This is a genomic window from Streptomyces sp. Ag109_O5-10 (genome assembly GCF_900105755.1).
Classification (GTDB): Bacteria; Actinomycetota; Actinomycetes; order Streptomycetales; family Streptomycetaceae; genus Streptomyces.
Window position 1 is genome coordinate 7,282,340 of record NZ_FNTQ01000001.1, and the last position, 26,932, is coordinate 7,309,271.

Annotated in this window: 30 protein-coding genes; 20 read left to right on the forward strand and 10 right to left on the reverse strand. The window is 71.2% G+C overall.

Annotated elements, in window-relative coordinates; all coding sequences use genetic code 11:
- Nucleotides 1-32: 32 nt before the first annotated feature.
- The 4 genes from BLW82_RS33200 to BLW82_RS33215 all read left to right on the forward strand — a co-directional run bounded on the left by BLW82_RS33200 (nt 33) and on the right by BLW82_RS33215 (nt 3,458).
- Nucleotides 33-746, forward strand: a complete 714-nt coding sequence (locus BLW82_RS33200) for a VIT1/CCC1 transporter family protein (RefSeq protein ID WP_093504711.1) — start codon at nt 33-35, stop codon at nt 744-746.
- A gap of 100 nt (nt 747-846) precedes the next feature.
- Nucleotides 847-1,713, forward strand: a complete 867-nt coding sequence (locus tag BLW82_RS33205) for a sterol desaturase family protein (protein WP_093504713.1) — start codon at nt 847-849, stop codon at nt 1,711-1,713.
- Nucleotides 1,710-2,375: a lysoplasmalogenase gene (locus tag BLW82_RS33210; RefSeq protein WP_093504714.1), complete on the forward strand. Its 666-nt coding sequence runs from the start codon at nt 1,710-1,712 to the stop codon at nt 2,373-2,375. The genes BLW82_RS33205 and BLW82_RS33210 overlap by 4 nt, the downstream gene beginning before the upstream one ends.
- 36 nt (nt 2,376-2,411) lie before the next feature.
- The gene (locus tag BLW82_RS33215; RefSeq protein WP_093504716.1) at nt 2,412-3,458 is read left to right on the forward strand and encodes a zinc-dependent alcohol dehydrogenase family protein; all 1,047 of its coding nucleotides are present in this window, start codon (nt 2,412-2,414) and stop codon (nt 3,456-3,458) included.
- Nucleotides 3,459-3,552: 94 nt separating this feature from the next.
- On the opposite strand, the gene BLW82_RS33220 is transcribed toward BLW82_RS33215, so the two are convergent.
- The 4 genes from BLW82_RS33220 to BLW82_RS33235 form a co-directional block, all read right to left on the reverse strand.
- The gene (locus BLW82_RS33220; RefSeq protein ID WP_093504718.1) at nt 3,553-4,554 is read right to left on the reverse strand and encodes a CopD family protein; all 1,002 of its coding nucleotides are present in this window, start codon (nt 4,552-4,554) and stop codon (nt 3,553-3,555) included.
- 156 nt (nt 4,555-4,710) lie between these two features.
- A complete protein-coding gene (locus BLW82_RS33225) occupies nt 4,711-6,087 on the reverse strand; it encodes a CoA transferase (RefSeq protein WP_093504720.1) in 1,377 nt (458 codons plus the stop codon).
- Between the two features lie 46 nt (nt 6,088-6,133).
- Complete coding sequence (locus tag BLW82_RS33230) at nt 6,134-7,675, reverse strand: S8 family peptidase (RefSeq protein ID WP_093504722.1); 1,542 nt, start codon at nt 7,673-7,675, stop codon at nt 6,134-6,136.
- 63 nt (nt 7,676-7,738) lie between these two features.
- Nucleotides 7,739-9,265 carry a S8 family peptidase gene (locus BLW82_RS33235; protein ID WP_093504724.1) on the reverse strand — a complete coding sequence of 509 codons (1,527 nt, stop codon included), beginning with the start codon at nt 9,263-9,265 and terminating at the stop codon, nt 7,739-7,741.
- Between the two features lie 334 nt (nt 9,266-9,599).
- Here BLW82_RS33235 and BLW82_RS33240 point away from each other — a divergent pair, with 334 nt between their 5' ends.
- From BLW82_RS33240 to moaA, 3 genes are all read left to right on the forward strand, one after another.
- On the forward strand, nt 9,600-9,956 hold the full coding sequence (locus BLW82_RS33240) for a DUF485 domain-containing protein (protein ID WP_093504726.1): 357 nt from the start codon (nt 9,600-9,602) through the stop codon (nt 9,954-9,956).
- Nucleotides 9,953-11,599, forward strand: coding sequence for a solute symporter family protein (locus BLW82_RS33245; protein WP_093504727.1), 1,647 nt, complete (start codon nt 9,953-9,955; stop codon nt 11,597-11,599). The genes BLW82_RS33240 and BLW82_RS33245 overlap by 4 nt, the downstream gene beginning before the upstream one ends.
- A 159-nt stretch (nt 11,600-11,758) precedes the next feature.
- Nucleotides 11,759-12,748 carry a GTP 3',8-cyclase MoaA gene (gene moaA, locus BLW82_RS33250; RefSeq protein ID WP_218162389.1) on the forward strand — a complete coding sequence of 330 codons (990 nt, stop codon included), beginning with the start codon at nt 11,759-11,761 and terminating at the stop codon, nt 12,746-12,748.
- Between the two features lie 25 nt (nt 12,749-12,773).
- On the opposite strand, the gene BLW82_RS33255 is transcribed toward moaA, so the two are convergent.
- Nucleotides 12,774-12,998, reverse strand: a complete 225-nt coding sequence (locus tag BLW82_RS33255) for a hypothetical protein (RefSeq protein WP_177233156.1) — start codon at nt 12,996-12,998, stop codon at nt 12,774-12,776.
- A gap of 231 nt (nt 12,999-13,229) precedes the next feature.
- Complete coding sequence (locus tag BLW82_RS33260) at nt 13,230-13,631, reverse strand: DUF3099 domain-containing protein (RefSeq protein WP_093504729.1); 402 nt, start codon at nt 13,629-13,631, stop codon at nt 13,230-13,232.
- 245 nt (nt 13,632-13,876) lie between these two features.
- On the opposite strand from BLW82_RS33260, the gene BLW82_RS33265 reads away from it, so the two are divergent.
- Nucleotides 13,877-14,155: a GlsB/YeaQ/YmgE family stress response membrane protein gene (locus tag BLW82_RS33265; RefSeq protein WP_093504731.1), complete on the forward strand. Its 279-nt coding sequence runs from the start codon at nt 13,877-13,879 to the stop codon at nt 14,153-14,155.
- Between the two features lie 149 nt (nt 14,156-14,304).
- Here BLW82_RS33265 and tyrS read toward each other — a convergent pair whose 3' ends face one another.
- The 3 genes from tyrS to BLW82_RS33280 are packed head-to-tail and all read right to left on the reverse strand — an operon-like array spanning nt 14,305 to nt 18,531.
- Entirely contained in the window at nt 14,305-15,573 is a 1,269-nt protein-coding gene (tyrS, locus tag BLW82_RS33270) for a tyrosine--tRNA ligase (protein ID WP_093504733.1), read from the reverse strand.
- 43 nt (nt 15,574-15,616) lie between these two features.
- Nucleotides 15,617-17,011 (reverse strand): metallopeptidase TldD-related protein, encoded by a 1,395-nt coding sequence (locus BLW82_RS33275; RefSeq protein ID WP_093504735.1) that lies wholly within the window; start codon nt 17,009-17,011, stop codon nt 15,617-15,619.
- Nucleotides 17,008-18,531, reverse strand: a complete 1,524-nt coding sequence (locus tag BLW82_RS33280) for a TldD/PmbA family protein (protein WP_093504736.1) — start codon at nt 18,529-18,531, stop codon at nt 17,008-17,010. Before BLW82_RS33280 ends, BLW82_RS33275 begins: the two co-directional genes overlap by 4 nt.
- A gap of 253 nt (nt 18,532-18,784) precedes the next feature.
- Between BLW82_RS33280 and BLW82_RS33285 the strand changes: the two genes are divergently transcribed.
- The 8 genes from BLW82_RS33285 (at nt 18,785) to BLW82_RS33315 (ending at nt 23,458) form a co-directional block, all read left to right on the forward strand.
- Nucleotides 18,785-20,017 carry a DEAD/DEAH box helicase gene (locus BLW82_RS33285; protein ID WP_093504738.1) on the forward strand — a complete coding sequence of 411 codons (1,233 nt, stop codon included), beginning with the start codon at nt 18,785-18,787 and terminating at the stop codon, nt 20,015-20,017.
- A 4-nt stretch (nt 20,018-20,021) separates the two neighbouring features.
- On the forward strand, nt 20,022-20,282 hold the full coding sequence (locus tag BLW82_RS44040; protein WP_143063729.1) for a hypothetical protein: 261 nt from the start codon (nt 20,022-20,024) through the stop codon (nt 20,280-20,282).
- Nucleotides 20,283-20,425: 143 nt separating this feature from the next.
- Nucleotides 20,426-20,524 (forward strand): SEC-C metal-binding domain-containing protein, encoded by a 99-nt coding sequence (locus BLW82_RS46380; RefSeq protein WP_371131514.1) that lies wholly within the window; start codon nt 20,426-20,428, stop codon nt 20,522-20,524.
- Between the two features lie 78 nt (nt 20,525-20,602).
- Complete coding sequence (locus BLW82_RS33295) at nt 20,603-20,890, forward strand: type II toxin-antitoxin system Phd/YefM family antitoxin (protein ID WP_093504740.1); 288 nt, start codon at nt 20,603-20,605, stop codon at nt 20,888-20,890.
- 5 nt (nt 20,891-20,895) lie between these two features.
- Nucleotides 20,896-21,282: a type II toxin-antitoxin system VapC family toxin gene (locus BLW82_RS33300; protein WP_093508414.1), complete on the forward strand. Its 387-nt coding sequence runs from the start codon at nt 20,896-20,898 to the stop codon at nt 21,280-21,282.
- Nucleotides 21,283-21,438: 156 nt separating this feature from the next.
- Nucleotides 21,439-22,158, forward strand: a complete 720-nt coding sequence (gene fabG, locus BLW82_RS33305) for a 3-oxoacyl-[acyl-carrier-protein] reductase (RefSeq protein ID WP_093504742.1) — start codon at nt 21,439-21,441, stop codon at nt 22,156-22,158.
- Between the two features lie 5 nt (nt 22,159-22,163).
- Nucleotides 22,164-22,931 (forward strand): enoyl-ACP reductase FabI, encoded by a 768-nt coding sequence (fabI, locus tag BLW82_RS33310; RefSeq protein ID WP_093504744.1) that lies wholly within the window; start codon nt 22,164-22,166, stop codon nt 22,929-22,931.
- A gap of 176 nt (nt 22,932-23,107) precedes the next feature.
- Entirely contained in the window at nt 23,108-23,458 is a 351-nt protein-coding gene (locus BLW82_RS33315) for a hypothetical protein (RefSeq protein ID WP_093504746.1), read from the forward strand.
- Here the strand turns inward: BLW82_RS33315 and BLW82_RS33320 are convergent.
- On the reverse strand, nt 23,436-24,128 hold the full coding sequence (locus tag BLW82_RS33320) for a FadR/GntR family transcriptional regulator (protein ID WP_093504748.1): 693 nt from the start codon (nt 24,126-24,128) through the stop codon (nt 23,436-23,438). The two genes, BLW82_RS33315 and BLW82_RS33320, sit on opposite strands and share 23 nt — an antisense overlap.
- Nucleotides 24,129-24,204: 76 nt before the next feature.
- Here BLW82_RS33320 and BLW82_RS33325 point away from each other — a divergent pair, with 76 nt between their 5' ends.
- The 4 genes from BLW82_RS33325 (at nt 24,205) to BLW82_RS33340 (ending at nt 26,925) form a co-directional block, all read left to right on the forward strand.
- The gene (locus tag BLW82_RS33325; protein WP_093504750.1) at nt 24,205-25,530 is read left to right on the forward strand and encodes a CynX/NimT family MFS transporter; all 1,326 of its coding nucleotides are present in this window, start codon (nt 24,205-24,207) and stop codon (nt 25,528-25,530) included.
- Between the two features lie 222 nt (nt 25,531-25,752).
- The gene (locus tag BLW82_RS45765) at nt 25,753-25,869 is read left to right on the forward strand and encodes an SGM_5486 family transporter-associated protein (protein ID WP_089107830.1); all 117 of its coding nucleotides are present in this window, start codon (nt 25,753-25,755) and stop codon (nt 25,867-25,869) included.
- A gap of 178 nt (nt 25,870-26,047) precedes the next feature.
- Nucleotides 26,048-26,254 carry a hypothetical protein gene (locus BLW82_RS33335; protein WP_093504752.1) on the forward strand — a complete coding sequence of 69 codons (207 nt, stop codon included), beginning with the start codon at nt 26,048-26,050 and terminating at the stop codon, nt 26,252-26,254.
- A gap of 152 nt (nt 26,255-26,406) precedes the next feature.
- The gene (locus BLW82_RS33340) at nt 26,407-26,925 is read left to right on the forward strand and encodes a SixA phosphatase family protein (RefSeq protein WP_093504754.1); all 519 of its coding nucleotides are present in this window, start codon (nt 26,407-26,409) and stop codon (nt 26,923-26,925) included.
- Nucleotides 26,926-26,932 lie beyond the last annotated feature (7 nt).

A 26,932-nucleotide genomic window follows, 5' to 3' on the forward strand; every position in this document is an offset into this window, starting at 1 on the left:
CCCGTCGGCCCCAGGATGCGATCCTCCCTGCTGTGACCGAACCCACGCACGACAACGAGGCCCACGGGGGAGCGCTCGGCTCCCGGTTGAACTGGCTGCGGGCGGCCGTCCTGGGCGCGAACGACGGCATCGTGTCGACGGCGGGCATCGTCGTCGGCGTCGCGGGCGCCACGGCCGACCGCAACACCCTGCTGACGGCGGGCCTGGCGGGCCTGCTCGCCGGATCCATGTCGATGGCGGCCGGGGAGTACGTCTCGGTGTCCACCCAGCGCGACTCCGAACTCGCCGCGCTGGCGCTGGAGAAGCGGGAGCTGAAGGAGCAGCCCGAGGCGGAGCTGGAGGAGCTGACCGAGCTGCTGGAACGCCGTGGCCTGTCCCGGGAGGTGGCCCGCGAGGCGGCGGTCCAGCTGACGGAACGCGACGCCCTGAAGGCCCACGCGAGCGTGGAGCTGGGCATCGACCCCGACGAGCTCACCAGCCCCTGGACCGCGGCCCTCGCCAGCTTCCTGGCGTTCACCGTGGGGGCGCTGCTCCCGCTGCTCGCGATCGTCCTGCCGCCCTCCGACTGGCGGCTCCCGGTGACGGTGGGCTCGGTCCTTGCGGCGCTCGTCCTGACCGGCTGGGCCAGCGCCCGCCTGGGAGCGGCCGCGGTGGGCCCGGCGGTGCTGCGCAACGTCCTGGGCGGAGCGCTGGCCATGGGGGTCACGTACGCGGCGGGGAGGCTGCTGGGGGCGGCCGGGATCTAGCCCGTTGGCGGAGATCGCCAACAAGCAAGCGCGTACCGGTGTGAATACTTGTGGGTAACAACGTCTAGCCGCGGTCGACCGGCGGCTCTACGGTGCCCACATGCCGAACCTGCCCGATGTCGTGACGTGGTCGATACCCGCCTTCGTGCTGCTGACCGTGATCGAGGTGATCAGCTACCGCGTCCATCCCGACGACGACGAGGCCGGGTACGAGGCCAAGGACGCGGCCACGAGCATCGGCATGGGACTGGGGTCGCTCGTCTTCGACTTCGTGTGGAAGATCCCGATCGTCATGATCTACACGGCGGTGTACGAACTGACCCCGCTGCGCGTCCCCGTCCTGTGGTGGACGGTCCCGCTGATGCTGCTCGCGCAGGACTTCTTCTACTACTGGTCCCACCGCGGCCACCACGTCATCCGGATCCTGTGGGCCTGCCACGTCGTCCACCACTCCAGCAAGAAGTTCAACCTCTCCACCGCGCTGCGCCAGCCCTGGACCTCGCTGACCGTCTGGCCGTTCTACGTCCCGCTGGTGGCCGTGGGGGTGCACCCGGCCGCGCTCGCCTTCTGCTCCTCCGCCAACCTCGTCTACCAGTTCTGGATCCACACCGAACGCATCGACAAGATGCCCCGGTGGTTCGAGTTCGTGTTCAACACGCCGTCCCACCACCGTGTGCACCACGCCTCCCAGGGCGGCTACCTGGACCGCAACTTCGGCGGGATCCTGATCGTCTGGGACCGGCTGTTCGGGTCCTGGGTGGCGGAGACCGAGCGGCCCGTGTACGGGTTGACCAAGAACATCAACACGTTCAACCCCGTCAAGGTGGCCACCCACGAGTACGTCGCCATCGCCAAGGACATCAGGGCCGCGCGCAGCTGGCGGGAGCGGGCCGGACGGGTGTTCCGGGGACCTGGCTGGGCACCGGCTCCCGCGGTGGAACAGGCCGAGGAGTCCGTGGCCGCGTGAGGGCGTCCCGGGAGCTGCTCGCCGCCTTCGCCCTCGCCGTCCTCCTCGACCTCGCCTTCCTGGCCGTCGGCTTCCGCACCGGGCACGTCGTCGCCAAGGTGCTCCTGATGCCCCTGCTCGCCGCGTCCGCCGCCCGCGCGGGCGCCCCGCGGCTCCTGGTCGCCGCCCTGCTGTGCGGCTGGGGCGGCGACGTCCTGCTCCTCTCCGGCGCCGACTCCGCCTTCATGGCGGGCATGGCCTCCTTCGCCGCCGGACACGTCTGCTATCTGGTCCTCTTCCGCCGCCAGGGCCCGCCACACGCCCGTGCGCGTCTGCTCGGCCTCGCCTATGCCGCCGCCCTCGTCACCCTGGTCGCCCTGCTCTGGCCCGACCTGCCGGCCGGCCTGCGCGTCCCCGTGGCCGGCTACAGCACCCTGCTCACCGCCATGGCGTACACCGCCGCCGGCCGGCTCGGTCCGGCGGCCGCGCTCGGCGGCGCGCTCTTCATGCTCTCCGACACGCTGATCGCGACCGGCGTCGCCGACTGGCCGCAACTGCCGCGACCCGACTTCTGGATCATGCTCACCTACGCGGCGGCACAGTTCCTGCTGGTCCGCGGCACCCTCGACGCGCGCCGTGCCCCGGGCACGGCGTACCGTGAAGTGCGCTCGACCACCCCCTGAGCGCCCCCACGACACCGCACGAGAAGGACCCTCGCCATGCGCGCCACCACCATCCACGCCCCGTTCGACATGCGCGTGGAGGACGTGCCCGAGCCCATGGTGCAGCTGCCCACCGACGCCGTCGTACGGGTGTTGCGCGCCTGCATCTGCGGCAGCGACCTGTGGGCCTACCGGGGCGAGGCGGCCCGGCAGCCGGGGCAGCGCATCGGCCACGAGTTCCTCGGCGTGGTCGAGGAGACCGGCTCCGAGGTGGGCACCGTGCGGCGCGGCGACCTCGTGGTCGCCCCCTTCATGTGGTCCGACGGAGTCTGCGACTACTGCCGCGAGGGCCTGACCACGTCCTGCGAGCACGGCGGCTTCTGGGGCGCGGTCGGGTACGACGGCGGCCAGGGCGAGGCCGTACGGGTCCCGTTCGCCGACGGCACCCTGGTCCAGCTGCCCAAGGACGCCGCCTCCGACGACCACCTGCTCTCCGCTCTGCTGACCCTCTCCGACGTGCTCGGCACCGGCCACCACGCGGCCCTCGGCGCGGGCGTCCGGCCCGGCGCCACGGTCGCCGTCGTCGGCGACGGCGCGGTCGGCCTGTGCGCCGTGCTGGCCGCCAAGCGGCTGGGTGCCGAGCGGATCATCGCGCTGGGCCGGCACGAGGTGCGCACCGACATCGCGCGCCGCTTCGGCGCCACCGACGTCGTCGCCGAGCGCGGGGACGCGGCCGTGGATGCGGTACGCGCACTCACCCGGGGCCAGGGCGCGCACGCCGTCGTCGAGGCCGTGGGCACCGAGCAGTCCATGCGGACGGCCGTCAACATCACCCGCGACGGCGGTGCGATCGGCTTCGTCGGCGTCCCGCACGGCAGCGGCACCGGACTGGACCTCGGCGTCATGTTCGACCGGAACATCGCCCTGCGCGGCGGTGTCGCCCCGGTCCGCGCCTACATCCCCGACCTGCTCCCCGACGTCCTCGACGGCACGATCGACCCGTCGCCGGTCTTCGACCTCACCGTCGGCATCGAGGGCGTGCCCGACGGCTACAAGGCGATGGACGAGCGCACCGCCCTGAAGGTGCTCGTCACGAACGGCTGAATCACTGACGGACGGCTGCCGTTGCCCATGTTGACCGGCGGACGACTGTGGCACGGGCCCAGTTGATCAAGTCCAGTTGGTCAAGTCGGCCTGATCAAGTCCACCTGATCGGCAGCGGCAGTGCCGTCAGCACCCCCGACACCGCGACCACCACCCCCAGCACGGCCACCTCGGCCCGCGCGGGGACGTACGCGGTCAGCGGGTCGGCCGCCCGGCGCAGCCGGTACCGGGCCCACAGCGCGAGCACGGCGACGGCGGCGACGAGGGTCACCTTGGCCAGCAGGGTGCGCCCGTACGCCGTCGTCGTCAGCTGGTCCAGGACCGTGCCCGCGGGCATCCGCCGCAGCGAACTCCACACGCCCGTCGCGGTGATGGCCGCGAGCAGCACGGCGGCCACGCGCGCGTAGAGCCCGAGCAGCGCCGCCCCGGCCTCCCGGCCCCGCCACCGGCGCAGCATGCGCAGCGCGTGCAGCAGGCCGCCCGCCCACAGCGTCGCGCACGCCAGATGCACCAGGGTCAGCGCGGAACCGAGCAACGGGCTGTGCTCGGGCGCGGGATGGGCCCGCAGCGCCTCGGCGACGGCCACCGCGGCAAGCGGCCACACCTGGGTCGCCGGGCGGCGCGCGCGGGCGCACAGACCGGCCAGCAGAAAGGCGTTGACCTCGATCAGCGCCAGCTTGCCGTCGCGCGACCGGTACAGGCCGCCCACGTCGATGTCGGCGAGCGAGCGCGGCACCAGGTTGCCCGTCGACACGACCGACGCGAGCCCCAGCGCGGCGACGAACCCGGCGGCGGCCGCGAACACCGCCCAGCCGGTGGGCCGTTCGGTCGGCGCGTCCGGCAGCCGGCGGACCAGCCGGTCCACGAACAGCTCACCCGCCGGCACGCACAGGGCGGCGAACAGCAGCCCGCGCAGCAGCGCGATACCGCCCACCCCGGGCGCCGCGGCCTCCCCGGTGCCCCGCAGCGCGGCGGACGGCCCGAGCAGGGGTATCAGGGCGGCCACCGCCGCCAGCAGCAGGACGGCGACGGCCCGCCAGGTCCCCGGATGTCTCGCGGGGCCGCTCGCGGCCACCTCGGCGGTCGGTCGTGTCAACGGCCCCCCCGTTCTCCACCAGCCATGACAGAAGCGGGCAAGTACAGGAAAACAGCCGGCGGAACGGCATACCACCCATTCATGGGTTTCCGGCCACCCCGGCGGCCCGCTCACGCCGGGCGGCCCGGGTCCGTCCTCATCTCGGGGCCTCGGCGTTCATGCCCAACGGGCCGGGCTCGACCCCCACGGCACCGGCGGGCGCGCCCAGTCGGCCGGGCCGCCCTCGAAGGACAACGGCGGACGCGCGTACCGCAGCCGACCCAGCGGGCCGTCCGTCCCGGCGAGCCAGGCGTCCGGCCCCTCGTACGGCTCGCCGGCCGCGGGTTCCGGCTCCAGTTCCTCCGTGAGCCACCGCGCGGTCCGCGCCAGCGCCAGCCGCACGAACCTGCTGCCCCCGTCGTACGACTGCTCGGTCAGGGCCCGCAGCACGCCTGCGGCCAGCAGGTAGCCGGTGCCGTGGTCCAGGGCCTGCGCGGGCAGCGTGCCCGGCCGGTCCGCCGGGCCCTCGGTCTCCGCGATGCCGGTGGCGACCTGTACCAGGCTGTCGAAGCCGCGCCGCCCGCCCCACGGCCCGTACGCGCCCCACGCCGACACCTGGGCCACGACCAGCCCGGGCCGCCGCTCGGCCAGCGCCTCGGGGGAGAGCCCGAACCGGTCCAGGGCGCCCGGCCGGTAGCCGGTGACCACGACGTCCGCCGCGGCCAGCAGCTCCTCGAAGGCGGCCCGGTCCGTCGCCAGGTCCAGCGTCGCCGAGCGCTTCCCGAAGCCCGTGTCGGCGTGCTGGTCGGGGAGTTCGGGCAGCCAGGGCGCGTCCAGGCGCAGGACGTCGGCGCCCAGCAGTCCGAGGGTGCGGGTGGCGACCGGTCCGGCGAGGACCCGGGTCAGGTCCAGGACGCGCAGCCCGGCGGCGGGCAGCAGGGGAGCGGCGCCGGCGTCGAGCGGCGGGAGCACGCGCGCGCGTGCCGTGTCCAGGCGGTCGCGCTCGACGAGGGGGTGCGCGGCCACGGCGGCCGCCTGCTCGTGCCGGGCCCACTCGCCGGGGGAGCGCAGCGCCACGGCGAGTCCGCCGGCGGAGCAGACCGTGTTCTCGACGTCCAGTGCGGGCCGCGCGGCGATCCGGGCGGCGGCCTCCTCCGGGGAGGCGTGCTCCGGCAGGCCGAGCGCACGCAGCAGCCGAGCGCCGTGGTGGGGGTAGTTGGCGTGGGTGCGCACCCACCCGTCCGCCGCGCGCCAGAACCGGGACAGCGGAGCGAACTGAACCGGCGCCCGCCCGTCGACCAGCAGGTGCCGCTCGCTGGTGAACGCCGTCGCCACGGCTCCGTCGTCCACCCGCACGCGGGGCACCTCCGTGGCCCCGGTCCGCCGTGCCGCCAGCTCGGCGGCGGCCAGTGCGCACACGCCCGTGCAGGCGCGGGCGAGCTGACGCACCGGAAGACGCGCCGGGAGCGTGCCTATGCGCGTCACGGTCGTGACCCGCGCGGGCAGCGACGGATCGCCGCCCAGCGCGGACCACGCGTACTTGATTCCAGTCATGACTGAACTATGCATTATTGACTGGATCAATATATGTACTCGGAGGCTACCTGGTCACCGCCGCCAGTGCGTCGGCCGTGCCCCAGCCGTAGAAGCCGTTGTGGTTCCGGGAGCCCTCGCACACCGCGTCGACCTTGCCGTCGCCGTCGATGTCGTACGGGTCGGTGCACGGCGTGGCGGTCGCCTCGGCGTACAGCAGGGCCTTCACCAGGGCGGCGGAAGCGTGCGGATGGGTCGACTTGATCAGTGCGGCGACTCCGACGACGTGCGGGGTCGCCATCGACGTACCGGCCATGTAGCCCCACTTGCCGCCCGGCAGCGGGCCGAGGATCAGGCCGCTGGTGGCGGGGGGTTCCGGCGCCTGGTAGGCCGTCGAGTCGCCGCCGGGTGCGGCGATGTCGATGACCCCGAGGCCGTAGTTGGAGAACGAGGACTTGAGGCCCTTCGCACCGGTCGCCGCGACGGTGACCACACCCGGCAGCTGGGTCGGGATGTCGAAGCACTTGTGCGGGTCGATCACCCGGTCGACGGGCGTGCCGTCGTTCGGCGAGACCGGGTCGGTGATCGAGTGGGAGGCCAGGTCGTAGCTCTCGTTGCCGGCCGCCGCGACATTGACCGTGCCCTTGCGCTCCGCGAACTGCGAGGCCCGGGTGATGGCGTCGACGAGTGCCTTCTGGTCCGGGTCGTCGGTGCAGTTGAAGTACCAGGGGTCGGTGTAATAGCTGTTGTTGGTGACGTCGATGTGGTGCTCCGCCGCCCACACGAAGCCGCAGACCACGGCCTCCGTGTAGAAGTACCCGGCGGTGGTGGCGACCTTGATCCCGGCCACCTTGACGCCCGGCGCCACACCGGTGATGCCGACCCCGTTCCTGGCGCCCGCGATCTCGCCCGCCACGTGCGTGCCGTGCGGGCTCTCCGCCGCGGTGGGCCGCCAGGCGCCGTATGTCGTGTCCGGCCTGCCCGAGACACAGTTGGTGGACTGTGCGGCGGAGAAGTTCGGGGCGATGTCCGGGTGGGTGTCGTCCACGCCCGTGTCGATGACGGCGACGGTGACCTTCGAACTCCCGAGGGTCTTCTCGTGCGCCTTGTCCGCCTTGATGGCCGGCAGGTCCCACTGCAGCGGCTCCAGCGGGTCCTGCCCGTCGGCCGCCCGAGCGTCCGCCGCCGATATCTGCTCGGAGCTCAGCACCTCGGGCGTGCCCACGTCGGTGGTCGACTGGGCGGGCAGCGGCGCGTTGCGGGTGTTCCCGGCCGAGTCCACGCCGGGCACCTTCCGGATGATCTTGGCGAAGTCGGCGTTCGACGAATGGACGACTATCACGCCGATCTCGTCGTACGCGATCACCGCCGAACCGCCGGCCCGCGCGATCGCCTTCTGCACGCGCTCGGAAGTGCCGTGTCCGGGACGGACGTTGACGACGTAGCTGAGGGACGTCGTGTCGTCACCGGCGGGCCTGGCCGCGGCCGTGGCCACGCCGGTGTCGGCGGCGGACGCCGGGACAGTGGGCAGGAAGGCGAGGGCCGTGGCCATGGCCATGCCGAGCGGGAGGGCGAGGACGCGACGGTGGCGCGGCTGGGGCGCGGTCATCTGAGGTCTCCAGTTCGTTCGCTGAGCGGGGCGTGCCGTGCGGGAAGTCCTGCTCTGCGGGGCCTACTCGACCGCGCGGAGGGCGTCGACGACACCGGATCCGTAGAAGCCGTTGACGTGCTTGCCGCCCACGCAGGTGGCGTCGACGACGCCGTCGCCGTCCCCGTCGTACGGGCCCGCCGGGCAGCCCGGGTTGTCCGCCTCGGCCTTCAGGAGGGCCGACAGCTGGGCCGGAGTGGCGTGCGGGTGCGTCGACTTGAGCAGCGCGGCCACCGCGGCCACGTGCGGGGAGGCCATCGAGGTGCCCTGGAGGAAGCCGTACTGGTCGTTCGGCAGGGTGGACAGGATGCGGCCGTTCTTCGACGGCGTGTCCGGGATCTGGTACTTGTCGCCGCCGGGGCCGGCCACGTCGACGACGCCCCGGCCGTAGCTGGAGTAGTAGGACTTCGTGTCGTTGACGCCGACCGCGCTGACGGTGACCACGCCGGGCAGCTGGGTCGGTACGTCGAAGCACTCGTGCGGGTCGACCGTCCGGGTGGTGGCCGTCGAGTCGTCCGGGCTCGAGGTGTCCGTGAGGGCGTGCGAGTCGAGGTCGTCGTTCGAGTTGCCCGCCGAGGCCACGTTGAGCGTGCCCTTGCGCTGGGCGTACAACTGCGCCCTGTTGACCGCGTCAACGATGGCACGTTGATCGGGGTCGTCCATGCAGTTGTACAGCCATGGGTCAACGTAGTAGCTGTTGTTGGTGATCTCGATGCCGTGGTCGGCGGCGAAGACGAAGGCGCAGACCACGCTCTCCGGGTAGAACAGCTGCGTCGCGTCGGGCTGGGCCACCGTGATGCTCGCCACCTTCACGCCCGGTGCCACGCCGGCCACGCCGATCCCGTTGCGGGCCGCGGCTATCTCGCCGGCGACATGGGTGCCGTGGTAGTGGTCGGCGTCCGCCGGCCGCCAGGCGCCGTACGTCGTGTCCGCCTTGCCGCTCACGCAGTTGGCGGACTGCGCGGCGGAGAAGTTCGGGGCGATGTCCGGGTGGGTGTCGTCGACGCCGGTGTCGATGATGCCGACCGTCACCGAGCGGCTCCCCGGGTTGACCGCGGCGGCCTTGTCGGCGCCGATCGCCCGCAGGTCCCACTGGTCGGCCTCAAGAGGCTCCTGGCCCGCCGTCGCCCGCCGCTGGACCTGCGCGGCCTCCGCCTTGGACAGCACCTGCACGGCGCCCTCGTCCGTGGTCCCCGCCGCGCTCAGCGCGGCCGTCCGGGTGGCGCCCGCCGACTGCACCCCGCGCACCGCGCGCAGCGCCGCGCCGAAGTCCGGGTTCGCCGAGTGCACGACGAGCACGCCGATCTTGTCGTACGTCGCGATGACCGTGCCGCCGTTGCGGGTGACCGCCCGCTGCACCGACTCGACCGTGCGACGGTCCGTCCTGGTGTTGACGACGTAGGCCAGGTTCGGGCCGTCCGCCGCCCGGGTCGCCCGGGCGGACGGCGGGGCCGCCGAAGCCGCCGTCGGCAGGAGGCCGAGCGAGGCGGTCAGCGACAGGACGACCGGGACGGCGAGTGCCAGCCCGCGTCTGGAACGCAGATGAGCCATGGGGTCTCCACATCATCCGGAACATCAACCGAAAACGGGCCTGCCCAGGACGCGAGTGGCGCTTGGGCAGGTACATGACAGGTGGTGCAGGGCCGAAGCTATCTCCCGCACTCACCGGCCAGCAATGACCGGAGGTGACTTGCACCGACGACTTCCGAAAGAACCCGGGCGAGTTGAACCCGACCACGCGTGGCGCCGTGACCTCGGGGAGGGAGCCACAGCAGGATCGAGGCCCCCCGTCGGACTCACGCACCGGAGTCGCGCCATCACTCCACGTGCGTGATCCACCTGTAGTGAGGTCAGAATCCGCATGTCCGTATCGCGAGGAGACTCCGTGGCCACCGAGACACCACCGCCCTCGAACACGCAGACCCGGCACCCATCCGGCGAGGAGTTCGCCGAGGTGCAGCAGAGTCCGGAGTTCGCCGAACTGCGGCACTCCCACCGCTCCTTCGCCTTCCCGCTGACCTTCGCCTTCATCGCCTGGTACCTGCTGTACGTCCTGCTCTCCAACTACGCGGGCGACTTCATGGGCACCAAGGTCGTCGGCAACATCAACGTGGCCCTGGTCCTCGGCCTCGCCCAGTTCCTCACCACGTTCCTCATCGCGTGGTGGTACGCCCGGCACGCCGCCGCCAAGCTCGACCCCAAGGCAGAGGCCATCAAGTCCCGGATGGAGGGCGACGCATGAGCCCCGCGATCACGCTGGCGGCGGAGAGCCCCGCGATCACGACGGCGGCCGGTGAGGCCAGTCAGCACCGGACGCTGATCATCACCCTGTTCGCGGTGTTCGTCGCCGCGACCCTCGTCATCACCGTCTGGGCGGGCCGCCAGACCAAGGACGCCGCAGACTTCTACGCGGGCGGCCGCCAGTTCACCGGCTTCCAGAACGGCCTCGCCGTCTCCGGCGACTACATGTCCGCCGCGTCCTTCCTGGGCATCGCCGGCGCCATCGCCCTGTTCGGCTACGACGGCTTCCTCTACTCCATCGGCTTCCTGGTCGCCTGGCTGGTCGCCCTGCTCCTGGTCGCCGAGCCGCTGCGCAACTCCGGCCGCTACACCATGGGCGACGTGCTGGCCTACCGCATGCGCCAGCGCCCGGTCCGCACCGCGGCCGGCACCTCCACGATCGTCGTCTCGATCTTCTACCTGCTGGCCCAGATGGCGGGAGCGGGCGTCCTCGTCTCCCTGCTCCTCGGCATCACCAGCGACGGCGGCAAGATCGGCATCGTCGCCCTGGTCGGCGTCCTGATGATCGTCTACGTCACCATCGGCGGCATGAAGGGCACCACCTGGGTCCAGATGGTCAAGGCGGTGCTGCTCATCGCGGGCGCCCTGCTGCTGACCTTCATGGTCCTGGCCAAGTTCCACTTCAACGTCTCCGACCTGCTCGGCAAGGCCGCCGACAACAGCGGCAAGGGTGCCGCCTTCCTGGAGCCAGGCCTGAAGTACGGCGCCACCGGCACCAGCAAGCTGGACTTCCTGTCCCTCGGCATCGCCCTGGTCCTCGGCACCGCCGGACTGCCGCACATCCTGATCCGGTTCTACACCGTGCCCACCGCCAAGGCCGCGCGGAAGTCCGTCCTCTGGGCGATCGGCCTGATCGGCGCCTTCTACCTGATGACCCTCGCCCTCGGCTTCGGCGCGGCCGCGCTGATCAAACCCGACGAGATCATCGCCTCCAACAAGTCGGGCAACACCGCGGCTCCCCTCCTCGCCCTCCACCTGGGCGGCGTCGACTCCAACTGGGGCGCGGTCCTGCTGGCCACCATCTCCGCGGTGGCCTTCGCGACCATCCTCGCCGTGGTCGCGGGCCTCACCCTGGCGTCCTCGTCGTCCTTCGCGCACGACATCTACGCCAACGTCATCAAGAAGGGCCAGGCCACCGAGAAGCAGGAGATCAACGCGGCCCGCTACGCCACCGTCGGCATCGGCGCCGTGTCGATCGTGCTCGGCGCCCTGGCCCGGGACCTCAACGTCGCCGGCCTGGTCGCGCTCGCCTTCGCGGTCGCCGCCTCCGCCAACCTGCCGACCATCCTCTACAGCCTCTTCTGGAAGCGGTTCACCACCGCCGGAGCCCTCTGGTCGATCTACGGCGGCCTGGTCACCGCGGTCGGTCTGGTGCTGTTCTCGCCGGTGGTGTCCGGAAAGGAGACGTCGATGTTCCCCGGCGTCGACTTCCACTGGTTCCCGCTGGAGAACCCGGGCATCATCTCGATCCCGGTCGGATTCCTCCTCGGCGTCGTGGGCACTCTCCTCTCCAAGGAGGCCCCGGACGCCGCCAAGTACGCGGAACTGGAGGTGCGGTCCCTGACCGGCACCGGAGCGCACTGAGCTTCGTACGACTGGCCGCGTCGACGGGACCGTAGGATCCTACGACGCGGCCGCGTCGTACCTCGTGGTATCAGGCCTCTCCCGATGTCAGTGCCGTCACGTAGGCTCACAAGGGAAGGGACGGCAGAGATCCGACCCGCAACGAGGGAGGGGGCCCGCGTGCTCATCGACACCTACGGCCGGGTGGCCACCGACCTGAGAGTCTCGCTGACCGACCGGTGCAACCTGCGCTGTACGTACTGCATGCCCGAGGAGGGCCTGCAGTGGCTGGCCAAGCCCGACCTGCTCACGGACGACGAGATCGTCCGGCTGGTCGACATCGCCGTCCGGCTGCTGGGCGTCGAGGAGGTCCGCTTCACCGGCGGCGAGCCACTGCTGCGCCCCGGCCTGGTCGGCATCGTCGAGCGCGTGGCGGACCTGGCCCCCCGCCCCCGGATGTCCCTGACGACCAACGGCATCGGCCTGCGCCGCACCGCGACGGCCCTCAAGGCGGCCGGCCTGGACCGGGTCAACGTCTCCCTGGACACCCTCCGCCCGGACGTCTTCAAGACCCTCACCCGCCGCGACCGCCACCAGGACGTCCTGGACGGCCTCCGGGCCGCCCACGACGCCGGCCTCACCCCGGTCAAGGTCAACACGGTCCTGATGCCCGGCCTGAACGAGGACGAGGCCCCCGACCTGCTCGCCTGGGCGGTGGCCCACGACTACGAGCTGCGTTTCATCGAGCAGATGCCGCTGGACGCCCAGCACGGCTGGAAGCGCGACAGCATGGTGACGGCCGGGGACATCCTCGCCTCCCTCCGCACCCGCTTCGACCTCACCCCCGAGGGCGCGGACGACCGCGGCTCGGCCCCGGCGGAGCGCTGGCTGGTCGACGGCGGGCCGTACCGCGTCGGCGTCATCGCCTCGGTCACCCGCCCGTTCTGCGCGGCCTGCGACCGCACCCGCCTCACCGCCGACGGCCAGATACGGACCTGCCTGTTCGCACGGGAGGAGACGGACCTGCGCGGTGCGCTCCGCTCCGGTGCGCCGGACGAGGAGATCGCCCGCAGGTGGCGGCTGGCGATGTGGGGAAAGAAGGCGGGGGCGGGACTGGACGATCCGAAGTTCGTGCAGCCGGACCGGCCGATGTCCGCGATCGGCGGCTAGGCCCGCGCGACCCGCCTGCCCCGGCCTACCCGTTCTGCTCGGGCGCCTGGGCCGACTCCCACTCCCGCAGCGGCACGACGTCCTTCAGGAACCCGCGCACGCCGAGGAACTGGGAGAGATGCTCCCGGTGTTCCTCGCAGGCGAGCCAGGTCTTGCGCCGTTCCGGCGTGTGGATCTTCGGGTTGTTCCACGCCAGCACCCACACCGCGGCGGCACGACAGCCCTTCGCTGAACAGACAACGTCACTCACTGCTTCGTCTCGCACCGCTTCGTCTCGCAGAAAAGCCCCGCAAACAAGGCGACGCCGAGCAGCCACGGGGGGAGCTGCCCGGCGTCGGTCCGTCGCTCCGACGGGGGATGCGGAGCGCGTACGCAGTATGTCACGGGTCACCCTTGGCCCGGCACTGGAACAGCACGATCGATCTGAGCATTTCTTGAGCTTCGGGGGAACCGCCACCCGTCCGCGCGGCGTCCATGATGGTCAGACCGACTCCGGCCGCTCGCCGCTCACGGCCCCCGCCGCCGGATCCGCCACCACGTCCTCCGGGACGGATTCCGCCTGGGCCTCCTCGGCCCGCGGCGGCGCGATCATCAGCCGGGTCGGCGCGACCCCGAAGGTCGAAGGCAGCGACTGCGGCCGCTCCCGTCCGGCGTTTGCGATGACGACGGCGACATAGGGCAGCAGCGCCCCGAGCACCAAGGCCACGACGGCGACATACCGTTCGACGTTCCACAACGTCACCGCGAGGATCACCGACATGGTCCGGATGCCCATCGAGATGACGTACCGCCGCTGCCGGCCGCGTACGTCCTCCGCCAGGCCGGTACGGGCTCCGGTGATCCGGAACACCTGGACGTTGCCGTCGCCGCGCTGCTTCCGCATCACATTCCACCATCCGCCCGCATCGGCCTCTCCCCGGCCCGTACCCGGTCCGCACCCGCTCGGGGAACCGGGTCAGGACCCATCCCACGTTACGCCGCGCCTGCGCCGCCTTCGAGACCGGGTCGCCCTCCCGCCTGCGTGAACGGCCTGCGCCGTAGCGCGTACGGCGGTACCGACATGCGCCGTACGGCGTACGGGCCGAGACTTGGCGTAATGCTCACGTCGAGCCGTACGAGGAGGCAGTCATGGGCTGGTTGTGGGCGATCATCGTGGGTTTCGTGCTGGGCCTCATCGCGAAGGCGGTCATCCCGGGCAAGCAGCACAGCCCTCTGTGGCTGACGACCATCTTCGGCATCCTGGGCGCCATCGCCGGCAACGCGGTCGCCCGCGCGGTCGGCGTGGCGGCGACACCGGGCATCGACTGGACCCGTCACCTCTTCCAGCTGGTGGCGGCGATCATCATCGTCTTCCTGGGCGACATGGCGTACACGGCGACCCTGGGAAAGCGCAGACAGCGCATCTGACGCGCCCCGAACGTCAGAGCGCCCCGAACGTCAGAGCGCTCCGAGCTTCACAGCGACTCGAACCGAGGCATCCCGAAAGGGGCGCGGGCAATTGCGTGACCAGCTACAACGCACCGGCACTCCGCAACGCACCCGCACCCCCACGGCGCTCACGAACCGACGACCTCCACGGCCGCCAGATTCTTCTTCCCCCGCCGCAGCACCAGCCACCGCCCGTGCAGCAGCTCCGCACGATCCGGCACCGCGTCCTCGGCGGTCACCTTCACGTTGTTCACGTAGGCACCACCCTCCTTCACGGTCCGCCGCGCGGCGGACTTGGAGGCCACCAGCCCGACCTCGGCGAACAGGTCGACCACCGGACCCAGCTCGGCGACCTTGACGTGCGGGACCTCGGACAGTGCCGCCGCCAGCGTCCGGTCGTCCAGCTCAGCCAGCTCGCCCTGCCCGAACAGCGCCCTCGACGCGGCGATCACCGCGGCGGTCTGGTCGGCGCCATGGACGAGCGTCGTCAGCTCCTCGGCCAGCGCCCGCTGCGCGGCCCGCGCCTGCGGACGCTCCTGGGTCTGCCGCTCCAGCTCCTCGATCTCCTCGTGGGACCTGAAGCTGAAGATCCGCAGGAACTTGGAGACGTCCCGGTCGTCGGCGTTCAGCCAGAACTGGTAGAAGGCGTACGGAGTGGTCATCTCCGGGTCGAGCCAGACCGTGCCGGACTCCGTCTTGCCGAACTTGGTGCCGTCGGCCTTGGTGATCAGCGGTGTGCCCAGCGCGTGCACCACGGCGTCGGGCTCGACCTTGTGGATCAGGTCGGTGCCCGAGGTGAGGTTGCCCCACTGGTCGCTGCCACCGGTCTGCAGCGTGCAGCCGTACCGCCGGTACAGCTGGAGGAAGTCCATGCCCTGGAGGATCTGGTAGCTGAACTCCGTGTAGCTGATGCCCTCCTGCGACTCCAGGCGCCGGGCCACGGCCTCCTTCGCGATCATCTTGTTCACGCGGAAGTGCTTGCCGATGTCGCGAAGGAACTCGATGGCCGACAGGCCCTGCGTCCAGTCCAGGTTGTTGACCATGACCGCCGCGTTCGGACCCTCGAAGTCCAGCAGCGGGGCGATCTGGGCGCGCAGTCGCTCCACCCACTGGGCGACGACCTCGGGCGCGTTGAGCGTGCGCTCGGAGTTCGGCTTCGGGTCACCGATCAGGCCGGTGGCACCCCCGACCAGGCCCAGCGGGCGGTTTCCCGCCTGCTGGATCCGGCGCATCGTCAGGATCTGCACGAGGTTGCCGAGGTGCAGGCTGGGCGCGGTCGGGTCGAAACCGCAATAGAACGTGACGGGACCGTCCGCGAACGCCTTGCGCAATGCGTCCTCGTCCGTGGAGAGGGCGATGAGCCCCCGCCACTTCAGCTCGTCGACGATGTCCGTCACGGTTCTCGTATCTCCTTGGGTGGTCTCGTAATCAGGTACGAGGTTATACGCCCTGGCTGACAGAGCTCATATTGAAGTCGGGCACCCGCAGCGCGGGCATCGCAGCCCTAGTGAACCAGTCGCTCCACTCCCGCGGCAGCGTCTTTTCCGTGCGCCCGGCCTCGGTCGCCCGCCCCAGCAGGTCCACCGGCGACTCGTTGAACCTGAAGTTGTTCACCTGCCCGGTGACCTGGCCGTTCTCCACCAGGTAGACGCCGTCCCGGGTCAGGCCCGTGAGCAGCAGCGTCGCCGGGTCGACCTCGCGGATGTACCAGAGGCAGGTCAGCAGCAGCCCGCGCTCGGTGGCGGAGACCATGTCCTCCAGGGACAGGTCCCGGCCGCCGTCCAGGATCAGGTTCCCGCCCGCCGGGGCGACCGGGAGCCCGGTCAGACCGGCGGTGTGCCGGGTGGTCGTCAGGTGCTTCAGCTCGCCCTGCGACACCCACTCGGTGGCACCCACGGGCAGCCCGTTGTCGAAGACGGACTGGTCGCCGCCGGAGGAGTGCGCGATGACGAAGGGCGCGGACTCCAGGCCCGGCTCGTTCGGGTCGCTGCGCAGGGTCAGCGGCAGTCCGGTCAGCTTCTCGCCGACACGGGTGCCGCCGCCCGGCTTGGAGAACACCGTCCGGCCCTCGACCGCGTCCCGCGCGGACGCCGACCACAGCTGGTAGATCAGCAGGTCGGCGACCGCGGTCGGCGGCAGCAGCGTCTCGTACCGGCCGGCCGGCAGGTCCACCCGCCGCTCGGCCCAGCCGAGCCGTACCGCGAGCTCGGCGTCGAGCGTGCCGGGGTCGACGTCCTTGAAGTCCCGCGTGGAGCGTCCGGCCCAGGCCGAGCGGGTACGGTCCGGCGACTTGGCGTTCAGCTCCAGCGTGCCGGTGGGCTGGTCGTGCCGCAGGCGCAGCCCGGTCGAGGTGCCCACGTACGTCGACACCAGCTCGTGGTTGGCGAAGCCGTACAGCTCGCGGCCACCGGCACGCGCGCGTGCGAAGGCCTCGCCGAGCGCCGGGGCGAAGTCGGCGAACACGGCGGATGAGGTCTCGGCGGGCGCGTCGGTGAAGTCCGGCGCCTCCGGTACGCCGGTGACCAGCGGCTGCGCGTCCTCGGCGGGCCCGGCACCGCGCGCGGCGGCCTCGGCGGCCCGCACCAGGGGCTCCAGGTCGTCGGCGGTCACGGCCGACCGGGAGACGACGCCCGAGGCCGTGCCCTCCTTGCCGTCCACGGTGGCGACGACGGTGAGCGAACGGCCCCGGGTGACGCCGTTGGTGGTGAGCGCGTTGCCGGCCCAGCGCAGGTTGGCGGTGGAGTGCTCGTCGGCGATGACCACGCAGCCGTCGGCCCGGGACAGTTCGAGAGCGCGCTCGACGATCTCGTGCGGCTTGCTGTTACGGGCGCTCATCGACCGGCCTCCTGCGTGGTGTTGAGGATGTTGACGCCCTTGAAGAGGGCCGAGGGGCAGCCGTGCGACACCGCGGCGACCTGTCCCGGCTGGGCCTTGCCGCAGTTGAAGGCGCCGCCGAGGACGTACGTCTGGGGGCCGCCGACGGCCGTCATGGAGCCCCAGAAGTCGGTGGTCGTCGCCTGGTAGGCGACGTCGCGCAGCTGCCCGGTGATCCGGCCGTTCTCGATCCTGAAGAACCGCTGGCCGGTGAACTGGAAGTTGTAGCGCTGCATGTCGATCGACCAGGAACGGTCGCCGACCACGTAGATCCCGCGGTCGACCCCGCCGATCAGGTCCTCCGTCGACAGCCCGGCCGGATCGGGTTGCAGCGACACGTTGGCCATCCGCTGCACGGGGACGTGCCCGGGCGAGTCGGCGTACGCGCACCCGTTGGAGCGGTCGAAGCCGGTCAGCCGCGCGATCCTGCGGTCCAACTGGTAGCCGACGAGCGTGCCGTCCTTGATCAGGTCCCAGGACTGGGCCGCGACGCCCTCGTCGTCGTACCCGACGGTCGCCAGGCCGTGCTCGGCGGTGCGGTCGCCGGTGACGTTCATCAGGTCGGAGCCGTACCTCAGCTTGCCGAGCTGGTCGAAGGTGGCGAAGGAGGTGCCGGCGTAGGCGGCCTCGTAGCCGAGCGCGCGGTCCAGCTCGGTGGCGTGGCCGATGGACTCGTGGATGGTCAGCCACAGGTTGGAGGGATCGACCACCAGGTCGTACAGACCCGCCTCCACGCTCGGCGCCCGCATCTTCTCGGCCAGCAGCTCCGGGATCTGCTCCAGCTCGGCGTCCCAGTCCCAGCCGGTGCCGGTGAGGTACTCCCAGCCGCGGCCGACCGGCGGTGCGATGGTCCGCATCGAGTCGAACTCGCCGCTGGACTCGTCGACCGACACGGCCGTCAGCTGCGGGTGCAGCCGCACCCGCTGCTGGGTCGTCACGGTCCCGGCCGTGTCCGCGTAGAACTTGTTCTCGTGGACGGTGAGCAGCGAGGCGTCGACATGGTTGACGCCGTTCGCCGCCAGCAGCCGCGCGCTCCACTCCGCGAGCAGCGCCGACTTCTCCTCGTCCGGCACGGAGAACGGGTCGATCCCGTACGCCGAGACCCACGTCTTCTCCGCGTGCACCGGCTCACCGGCCAGCTCCACCCGCTCGTCGGACCCGGCCGCCTTGATGACCTGTGCCGAGAGCTTCGCCATGGCCACCGCCTGCGACGCGACCTTGGCCGCGGCATCGAGGCTCAGGTCCACCCCCGACGCGAATCCCCAGGTGCCGCCGTGCACGACCCGGACCGCGTACCCGAGGTCGGTGGTGTCCGAGGATCCGGCGGGCTTGGCGTCCCTGAGACTCAAGGACGCGCTGCGCACCCGCTCGAACCGGAAGTCCGCGTGTTCGGCCCCCAGCGCCCGCGCCCGCGCCAGCGCGGCGTCGGCCAGGGGACGTAGCGGAAGTGCCAGAAACGACTGATCGATTTCATGGGGCACGGGTGGGAGTCCCTTCGAGGTGCGGAGGTGCTTCTGTGGTGACCGTCACAGGCAGTGAATCATGTCCCGGATACGGGATTCCCGGGAAATTTCCGGGGGCGGAGGGGGGAGGCGAGGAGCGAAAGCCGGGGGAAAGCGCTCGGGAGGGACAGTAAGGTGAACAGGTTGCGTGGTTCGTCTTCCGATGAGCGGTCGGCTCGTCGGCACGATGCGACCGAGCGGATGCACAAAGCTGAGGGAGCCCTGCCGATCCATGGACGCCTTCGGTGTCCACCACGACCTCGTCGCCGAGTACGAGGCGTTCACGAGCTCGCTCGTGGCCGTGCGGGATCCGGACATCGAGAGCCACCTGGACGACGAGCGGAAGCGGAAAACCCGCTGGCCCGATCCCAAACTCGCCCTGAACCCCACCTTCCGCAGCGGCAGGACCGTGGCCGCGCTGTGCGACGACGGCCTGCTGCATCCACTGTGCCGCGAGTACTTCCGGCACAAGGAACACGAGAACGACCCCGGCAGCCGCACCCTCTCCCTCCACCAGCACCAGCGCGAGGCCATCGTGGCCGCCGACCGTGGTGACTCGTACGTCGTGACCACGGGTACCGGTTCCGGCAAGAGCCTGACCTACATCGTGCCGATCGTCCACGAGGTCCTGCACCGGCCCAACCCCGACGGGATCTCGGCGATCGTCGTCTATCCCATGAACGCACTGGCCAACAGCCAGCTCCACGAACTGGAGAAGTACCTCACGTGGGGTGTCCCGGAGGAGTCCCGCAAGGTCGCCTTCGCCCGGTACACCGGCCAGGAGGCCGCCGAGCAGAAGCTCCAGGTCCTGCGGAACAAGCCGGACATCCTGCTGACCAACTACGTGATGCTGGACTACCTCCTCACCCGCCCCGGCGAACGGCGGGAGCTGATCGGCGCGGCCCGGGGCCTCCGCTTCCTGGCCCTCGACGAGCTGCACACATACCGCGGTCGCCAGGGCGCCGACGTCGCCCTCCTGGTACGACGGCTGCGGGACGCCTGCGAGGCGCCGGAGCTTCAGTGCATCGGGACGTCGGCGACCATGGCCACCGGGGTGACCTTCGTCGAGGCCCGGGAGGAGATCGCGAAGGTCGTCACTCGTCTGTTCGGGACGGAGATCCGTCCGGACCGTGTCATCGGCGAGACGCTGGAGCGTTCGACTGACCCCGGCCCCGACGCCACGCCTGGCGTCCATCCTTGCGCTCCTCTCGGCGATGCCGTGCGTCGGGCGGCAGCCGTCCCAGACGAACTGCCAACCGAGTACGAAGCCCTGTGCAGCGACCCCCTGGCCGTCTGGGTCGAGGACACGGTCGGTCTAGCCGTCGAGGAATCGAGCGGGCGCCTCGTACGCCGCCCTCCGCTCACGATCCCGCAGGCCGCCGGTCTGCTCGCCGAAGCGAGTGGGGAATCCGCCGAGGTGTGTCAAGGTTCCCCGGCGGCGCCGACTACGGCCGCTCTACGGTGAGTTCATGGCTGGCAAGCCCCGCACGTCCGGCAAGAACAAGAAGACCCGTGCCGCCCGGCACCCCGCCACTCCCGCCCAAGCCGCGGAGGAGTGCGAGCGGTTGGTGGAGCAGTTCCCCGAGGACCGGGAGGAACTGCTCCGCGAGGCCGCCGACGCCTGGCGGAGCGCGGGAGTGGTACACGACGGGCGTCACGCACGCCCTCGGCGCCGGCGCCGAGGTGACGGCGGACGTGGTCGGCGGCTTTCGGGCCTCCTTCGGCCTTGAGGAACTACTCATCGGCCATCACTGCGTGCGACGCCTGCTCGGCGGCCCCCACGGCGACTGGGACGCCGTAGAAGGGCGGGTCCCCTGACCTGTCGGCCGCCCGGTACAGGTGTGCGGCCGAACTGGCTCGCAGGCGTCTGGCAATCGATTGGCCCCCGGCCCGCAATGGACCATGTTGGTGCGGTTCGGAGCGCAAGTACAAAAAAGTGCTGCGGAAATCCCGCGGCCGGGTGAATGCCTGAGAAGGCAGGGCTGGGAGATTGTGGGTACAATTGCTTCAATGTAGGTACGAGGTCGGACCGGTTTCGAGGGAGCCCGTCATGAGTGCCATCTCCGTCCGAGAGTTCTCTCATAACCCGAGCGCCGTCTTCGCCCGCGTGGAGAAGGGGGAGACCGTCGAGGTCACCCGGCACGGCAACGTCATCGCGATACTGGTCCCGAGCGGGGGCCCCATGGAGCGGTACGCGCACCTTGTTGCCCGCGGGAGGATCAAACTCAAGGCGGCGACCGTGGGCGACCTCGCCGACTTCCCCCGGTACGACATCCCGGACGACGCGCTGGATCCGCTGGAGTCCCTGCTCGCCGAGCGTGAGGAGTACTACCGGTGATCTACATGGACTCCTCTGCGCTGATCACCTTGCTGACCGGCAGGGCGAACGCCTCCGCGCTCGAATCGTTCCTCACGAGCTTCCCGCAGGCCACGCTGGCCACCTGCACGATCGGCTTCGTGGAGACGGTGCGGCATTTGGACCGGGCCGGCAGCTTTCCACGGGCTCTGGCCGATCTCGATGAGCGGGTGACGGAAATCCTCCTCGGTCGTGAGGTCCGCGACCTCGCCACCCGTGTCGATCCCGGACTGCGCGCACTGGATGCCCTCCATGTGGCGAGCGCTCTTTCGGTGGAGGGGGAACTGGCGGCGTTCATGACGTACGACCGTCGGATGCTCGACGCGGCACGCAAGGAAGGGCTGCCCGCCCACGCTCCCGGAATGGCGCCCTGATTCGACCGCCGACTGTAGAAACCCGACAGCGACACCCCCGAGCCACTGTCGGTGCCCGCTTGCCCGTGGCGATGGCGGGACCGATAGGTTTTCGATGAAGCCGCCTGTCATGCCAGCTGTTCGGGCGGGTGTCAGACCGAACGAAAGGGTGATCCGTTGAGCCGCTCGGTTCTCGTCACTGGAGGCAACCGGGGCATCGGCCTCGCCATCGCCCGCGCTTTCGCCGACAACGGCGACAAGGTCGCCGTCACGTACCGCTCCGGTGAGCCGCCGGCCGTGCTCAAGGAACTGGGCGTCCTGGCCGTCAAGTGCGACATCACCGACTCCGAGCAGGTGGAGCAGGCCTACAAGGAGATCGAGGACGCGCACGGCCCGGTCGAGGTCCTGATCGCCAACGCCGGCATCACCAAGGACACGCTCCTGATGCGGATGTCCGAGGAGGACTTCACCTCGGTCGTCGACACCAACCTGACCGGCACCTTCCGGGTCGTCAAGCGTGCCAACCGCGGCATGCTGCGCGCCAAGAAGGGCCGTGTCGTCCTCATCTCGTCGGTCGTCGGCCTCTTCGGCGGCCCCGGCCAGGCCAACTACGCCGCCTCCAAGGCCGCCCTGGTCGGCTTCGCGCGGTCCCTCGCCCGTGAGCTGGGCTCGCGCAACATCACCTTCAACGTCGTCGCGCCCGGCTTCGTCGACACCGACATGACCAAGGTGCTCACCGACGAGCAGCGCGCCACGATCGTGTCTCAGGTGCCGCTCGGCCGGTACGCGGAGCCCGAGGAGGTCGCCGCGACGGTGCGGTTCCTCGCCTCGGACGACGCCTCGTACATCACTGGAGCCGTCATCCCCGTTGACGGCGGACTGGGAATGGGTCACTGATCACCATGAGTGGAATCCTCGAGGGCAAGCGCATCCTGATCACGGGTGTGCTGATGGAGTCCTCCATCGCCTTCCACGCGGCCAAGCTGGCTCAGGAGCAGGGTGCCGAGATCATCCTCACCGCGTTCCCGCGGCCCACGCTGACCGAGCGCATCGCCAGGAAGCTGCCGAAGCCCACCAAGGTCATCGAGCTCGACGTCACCAACGACGAGCACCTCGGGCGCCTGGCCGACCTCGTCGGCGAGGAGCTCGGCGGCCTCGACGGCGTCGTCCACTCCATCGGTTTCGCCCCCCAGGACGCCCTCGGCGGCAACTTCCTCAACACGCCGTTCGAGTCCGTCGCCACCGCCATGCACGTCTCGGCGTACTCCCTGAAGTCGCTGACCATGGCCTGCCTGCCGCTGATGCAGAACGGCGGCTCGGTCGTCGGCCTCACCTTCGACGCCCAGTACGCCTGGCCGCAGTACGACTGGATGGGCCCGGCCAAGGCCGCCCTGGAGGCCACCAGCCGCTACATCGCGCGCGACCTGGGCAAGCAGAACATCCGCTGCAACCTCATCTCGGCCGGCCCCATCGGCTCCATGGCCGCCAAGTCCATCCCGGGCTTCAGCGACCTGGCCGCCGTCTGGGACCACCGTTCCCCGCTGGAGTGGGACCTCAAGGACCCGGAGCCGGCCGGCAAGGGCATCGTCGCCCTGCTGAGCGACTGGTTCCCGAAGACCACCGGCGAGATCATCCACGTGGACGGCGGTCTGCACGCCATCGGCGCCTGACCCGCACAGGCTCTTCGAGGCCCGTATCCCGCGCGAGGGGTACGGGCCTCACCCGTTCGGCCCACCGGCCGGGTGCTCACCCGCCGGACGGCGCACCCTGGAGACGCGGCGGTACACCCCGGTTGCGCGTGCACCGCGCGATGTCCCTCCCCAGCCCGGCCGAGGAGGTCCCCCTTGTGCGCCTTTCCCGCAGCCTGGCCCCGGTGACCCTGGCCTTCGCCCTCGCGGTGTCGCCGCTCTCCACTGCGGAGTCCCACGCGCGCGTGCCGGACGGACACAAGCCGGCCCCGCAGCTCTTCGGTGCCTCGTGCCGGACCACCGTCCGCGGCTCCCACGTGCTGGCCTACTGCCACAACCCCTACGTCGACACCGACCAGGTCCGGCTGCACATCGAGTGCGCCCAGTGGTGGGACATCGACACCGACGGCTCCCCGGTCGACACCGGCCCCGCGATGACCGTACGGCTCTCCGGCCGCTGCTGGAAGGACGTCCGCACGGTGTGGATCAGTCACCGGAAGGTGACCTGAACCGGTCCGGACGGCACAGGAACGGGTAGCTCGCCGCCTCCTTGGCGGCCGCGTCCGCGTCACCCGCGCGGATCGCCTCGACCAGCCGGGTGTGGTCCATGTACGACTGGGGCGTCAGCTCGGCGCCGACGTCCGCGCGCAGCCACTCCCGCAGCACCTCGCCCAGGTCGGCGTACATCGCCGTCAGCACGTCGTTGTGCGAGGCGGCCACCACGGCCAGGTGCAGGGTCGCGTCCGCCGTCACGAAGGCCTCCGCGTCGCCCGACCGCCAGGCCTGCTCGCGGCGCGCCAGGAGAGCGTCGAGCTGCCTGAGGTCCTTCTCGGTGCGGCGCGCCGCGGCCAGCCGGGCCGCCGACGACTCCAGCGTGGAGCGCAACTCGGCGATGTGCCGGGGATCGGCGCCGGCGAACCGGCGGTGCATCACGCCGGCCAGCTCACTGGTGGCCGAGACGTACGTTCCCGAGCCCTGGCGGATGTCCAGCAGGCCGTTGTGGGCCAGCGCCCGGACGGCCTCCCGGACGGTGTTGCGGGCCACCCCGAGCTGCTCGACCAGTTCCGGCTCGGTGGGGATGCGCGAGCCGACCGGCCACTCACCCGAGGTGATCTGGTTCCGCAGCGCGGCGATGACCTGCTCGGACAGCGCCGAGCGGCGCGGATGACTCAGAGGCATGACACACCTTCGCACGCGAGGGCCCGACGGGAGCTGCCGGGCAGGCCCGGGAATGAACCATTCATCCTATGATTCTATGATGGGCCTCATGGTAGGCAAGGAAACCGAGACCGCGACCACGGCGACAGCACGGACGACGGCACCCGGAAGGAGCCCCGCGACGGCCACGCGCGCGTGGGCGACACGGCTGGTCGTCGTCGGCATCGTGCTGTCCGCCGTCAACCTCCGGCCCGCCATCACCAGCCTCGGCGCACTCCTGGAAGAGGTCCGCGACGGTCTCGGCATGAGCGGCAGCGTGGCCGGACTGCTCACCTCCGTGCCCCCGCTCTGCTTCGCCGTCTTCGGGGTCACGGCCCCCCGCCTCGCCCGCCGCTTCGGGCCGGCGGCCGTGGTCTGCGCGGGCATGGCGGCCGTCACGGCCGGCCTGCTGACACGGCCGTACGCCGGGAGCACCGCCGGGTTCCTGGCCGGCAGCGCGCTCGCGCTCATGGGCATCGCGGTCAGCAACGTGCTGATGCCGGTCATCGTCAAGCGCTGGTTCCCCGACCGGGTCGGCTCCATGACCGGCCTGTACTCGATGGCCCTCGCCGCCGGCACCTCGGTGGCCGCCGCGGTGACCGTGCCGCTGACCGGCGCCCTGGGCGGCAGCTGGCAGACCGGTCTCGCGGTCTGGGCCGGGCTCGCGGCGGTCGCGGTGCTGCCGTGGATTCCGCTGGTACGCGACCGCGACCGCGACCGTGGACCGGCACCGGCGCCGGCGCCGGCCACCGAGGCGGAGGCACCCGCGCGTGCGGAGCGGCAGGAGCCCGCCCTGCGGATCACCCGCAGCCGTACCGCCTGGGCGCTCGCCGTGTTCTTCGGGCTCCAGGCCACGGCCGCCTACATCACGATGGGCTGGATGGCACAGATCTTCCGGGACGCCGGCGTCTCCGCGAGCACGGCCGGACTGCTGCTGGCCGTCACCATGGCGATGGGCGTGCCGCTGGCCTTCGTCATCCCGCGGGTGGCCACCCGGCTGCCGCACCAGGGACCGATCGTGATCGCGCTCGGCGTCTGCGGCCTCGCCGGATACGCCGGCCTCTACCTCGCGCCAGCCGGCGGTGCCTGGGCCTGGGCCGTCCTGCTCGGCATCTCGAACTGTGCCTTTCCGCTGGCCCTCACCATGGTCGGGATGCGGGCCAGGACCGGTGCGGGCGTCGCCCAGCTCTCCGCCTTCGCCCAGAGCACCGGCTACCTGATCTCCATCCCCGGGCCGTTGCTGGTGGGCGTGCTCTACCAGCACAGCGGTGGCTGGGGCCTGCCGATCGCCCTCATGGTCGGCCTGATGATCCCGCAGATGGCCGTCGGCGTCCTGGCCGGCCGCGACCGGGTCGTGGAGGACGAGGCGGCCGCGACCGCCTGACCCCGCACCGGGGTCCCACTGCCTCCCGCCGCCGTCAATCTGTGGTACCCCGTCGGCCCTCGCCGGTCCTCGCCGGTCCTCGCCGGTCCTCGCCGGTCCTCGCCGGTCCTCGCCGGTCCTCGCCGGTCCTCGCCGGTCCTCGCCGGTCCTCGCCGGCGGTGTCGGCCGTGTCGCGGCCACCCCGCGCGGTCCGTCCCCTCCCGGAGGTGCCAGACTGGCCCCATGCCAGTGCTCGACCCGAACCCCCAGAACGGTCAGAAGAAGATGCTGATCGTCTTCGGCTCGTTCTTCGCCATCTTCATCGTCATCGCCGTCATCGCGACGCTCGCGTCCCCCTGACCACGGCCGCCCACCGCCCCCGCGGCGCGGAGGGTGGGGCTAGCACCCCCATCCCCTAGGGGGTGAGGGTCAGGGTCAAGTGGGTGGGTCACCGGATGGGGCGGCGCCCGCGGATTCCGTAGTTTCGAGGTGTGGCCGCGAGGGCGGCCGACAGACCCCGGAGCCAACGGAGGCGACCATGCCGGCCCCCACGCACACCCGGTCCCACCCGGCGACCCCGGGCAGCGTCGACATCCGGCTCCCCTGGTGGGCGCTCGCCCTTCCCGCGCTCGCCTTCGTCGCCCTGCTGATCCTGATACTCAACCCGGCGGACGCCCACGCGACCGGCGGGGACCCCGCCGTCACCCACCTCGTCGAGCGGGTCCAGCAGATCGTCTCCCGCTAGGCCTTCCCGTCACGTTCCCGTCCGCCCTCCGGGCGCCGACGGGATGTGCCGACAGGGCCTGGCCCGGCCGCAGGCGCGGCACCCGCGGACCGGGCGAAGCCGCATGTCAACTCCCTGCGCCCGATGGCCTGTTTCATGCGAAGCTGGGTGCCATGAGCGTCGCAGAATCCCGCAGGATTGTCCTCTTCCGCCATGCGAAAGCCGACTGGCCACAGGTGACCGATCACGAGCGACCGCTCGCTGAGCGGGGCCGAATGGACGCCGCCGTCGCCGGACGTAAGCTCGCGGACAGCGGCATCACCTTCGACCTGGCCCTGTGCTCCACCTCCGTGCGTACCCGGGAGACGTGGAAGCTCGCCGTCCACGAGCTCGCGCACCGGCCGAAAACCGTCTATGAGGAGCGGGTGTACGAGGCCTCGCCGGGCGAGCTCATCGCCGTGCTCAACGAGGTGCCCGACGAGGTGCAGACCGTCATCCTCATCGGCCACAACCCCGGCGTGCACGGCCTGGCCGAGATCCTCGCCGGCAGCGCGGACACCGACGCCCGTGATCGGATGGACCGCCGGGGCTTTCCCGCCGCCGCCTTCGCCGTCCTGACGTACGAGGGCTCCTGGAAGGCCCTGGAGCCCGGTGCGGCCACGCTCGCGGACTACTGGGCACCGTCCGAGTGAGACCGGG

Excerpts from the sequence above, each read along its gene's own strand:
- BLW82_RS33320 (WP_093504748.1), bottom strand. The coding sequence starts at position 24,128 with ATGCCTCTGAGTCATCCGCGCCGCTCGGCGCTGTCCGAGCAGGTCATC.
- BLW82_RS33295 (WP_093504740.1), top strand. The coding sequence starts at position 20,603 with ATGAGTGCCATCTCCGTCCGAGAGTTCTCTCATAACCCGAGCGCCGTC.
- BLW82_RS33205 (WP_093504713.1), top strand. The coding sequence starts at position 847 with ATGCCGAACCTGCCCGATGTCGTGACGTGGTCGATACCCGCCTTCGTG.
- BLW82_RS33275 (WP_093504735.1), bottom strand. The coding sequence starts at position 17,011 with ATGAGCGCCCGTAACAGCAAGCCGCACGAGATCGTCGAGCGCGCTCTC.
- BLW82_RS33340 (WP_093504754.1), top strand. The coding sequence starts at position 26,407 with ATGAGCGTCGCAGAATCCCGCAGGATTGTCCTCTTCCGCCATGCGAAA.
- BLW82_RS44040 (WP_143063729.1), top strand. The coding sequence starts at position 20,022 with ATGGCTGGCAAGCCCCGCACGTCCGGCAAGAACAAGAAGACCCGTGCC.
- BLW82_RS33285 (WP_093504738.1), top strand. The coding sequence starts at position 18,785 with ATGGACGCCTTCGGTGTCCACCACGACCTCGTCGCCGAGTACGAGGCG.
- BLW82_RS33230 (WP_093504722.1), bottom strand. The coding sequence starts at position 7,675 with ATGACCGCGCCCCAGCCGCGCCACCGTCGCGTCCTCGCCCTCCCGCTC.
- BLW82_RS33260 (WP_093504729.1), bottom strand. The coding sequence starts at position 13,631 with ATGCGGAAGCAGCGCGGCGACGGCAACGTCCAGGTGTTCCGGATCACC.
- BLW82_RS45765 (WP_089107830.1), top strand. The coding sequence starts at position 25,753 with ATGCCAGTGCTCGACCCGAACCCCCAGAACGGTCAGAAGAAGATGCTG.
- BLW82_RS33265 (WP_093504731.1), top strand. The coding sequence starts at position 13,877 with ATGGGCTGGTTGTGGGCGATCATCGTGGGTTTCGTGCTGGGCCTCATC.
- BLW82_RS33225 (WP_093504720.1), bottom strand. The coding sequence starts at position 6,087 with ATGACTGGAATCAAGTACGCGTGGTCCGCGCTGGGCGGCGATCCGTCG.
- fabI (WP_093504744.1), top strand. The coding sequence starts at position 22,164 with ATGAGTGGAATCCTCGAGGGCAAGCGCATCCTGATCACGGGTGTGCTG.
- BLW82_RS33335 (WP_093504752.1), top strand. The coding sequence starts at position 26,048 with ATGCCGGCCCCCACGCACACCCGGTCCCACCCGGCGACCCCGGGCAGC.
- BLW82_RS33245 (WP_093504727.1), top strand. The coding sequence starts at position 9,953 with ATGAGCCCCGCGATCACGCTGGCGGCGGAGAGCCCCGCGATCACGACG.
- BLW82_RS33300 (WP_093508414.1), top strand. The coding sequence starts at position 20,896 with ATGGACTCCTCTGCGCTGATCACCTTGCTGACCGGCAGGGCGAACGCC.
- BLW82_RS33325 (WP_093504750.1), top strand. The coding sequence starts at position 24,205 with ATGATGGGCCTCATGGTAGGCAAGGAAACCGAGACCGCGACCACGGCG.
- BLW82_RS33235 (WP_093504724.1), bottom strand. The coding sequence starts at position 9,265 with ATGGCTCATCTGCGTTCCAGACGCGGGCTGGCACTCGCCGTCCCGGTC.
- BLW82_RS33215 (WP_093504716.1), top strand. The coding sequence starts at position 2,412 with ATGCGCGCCACCACCATCCACGCCCCGTTCGACATGCGCGTGGAGGAC.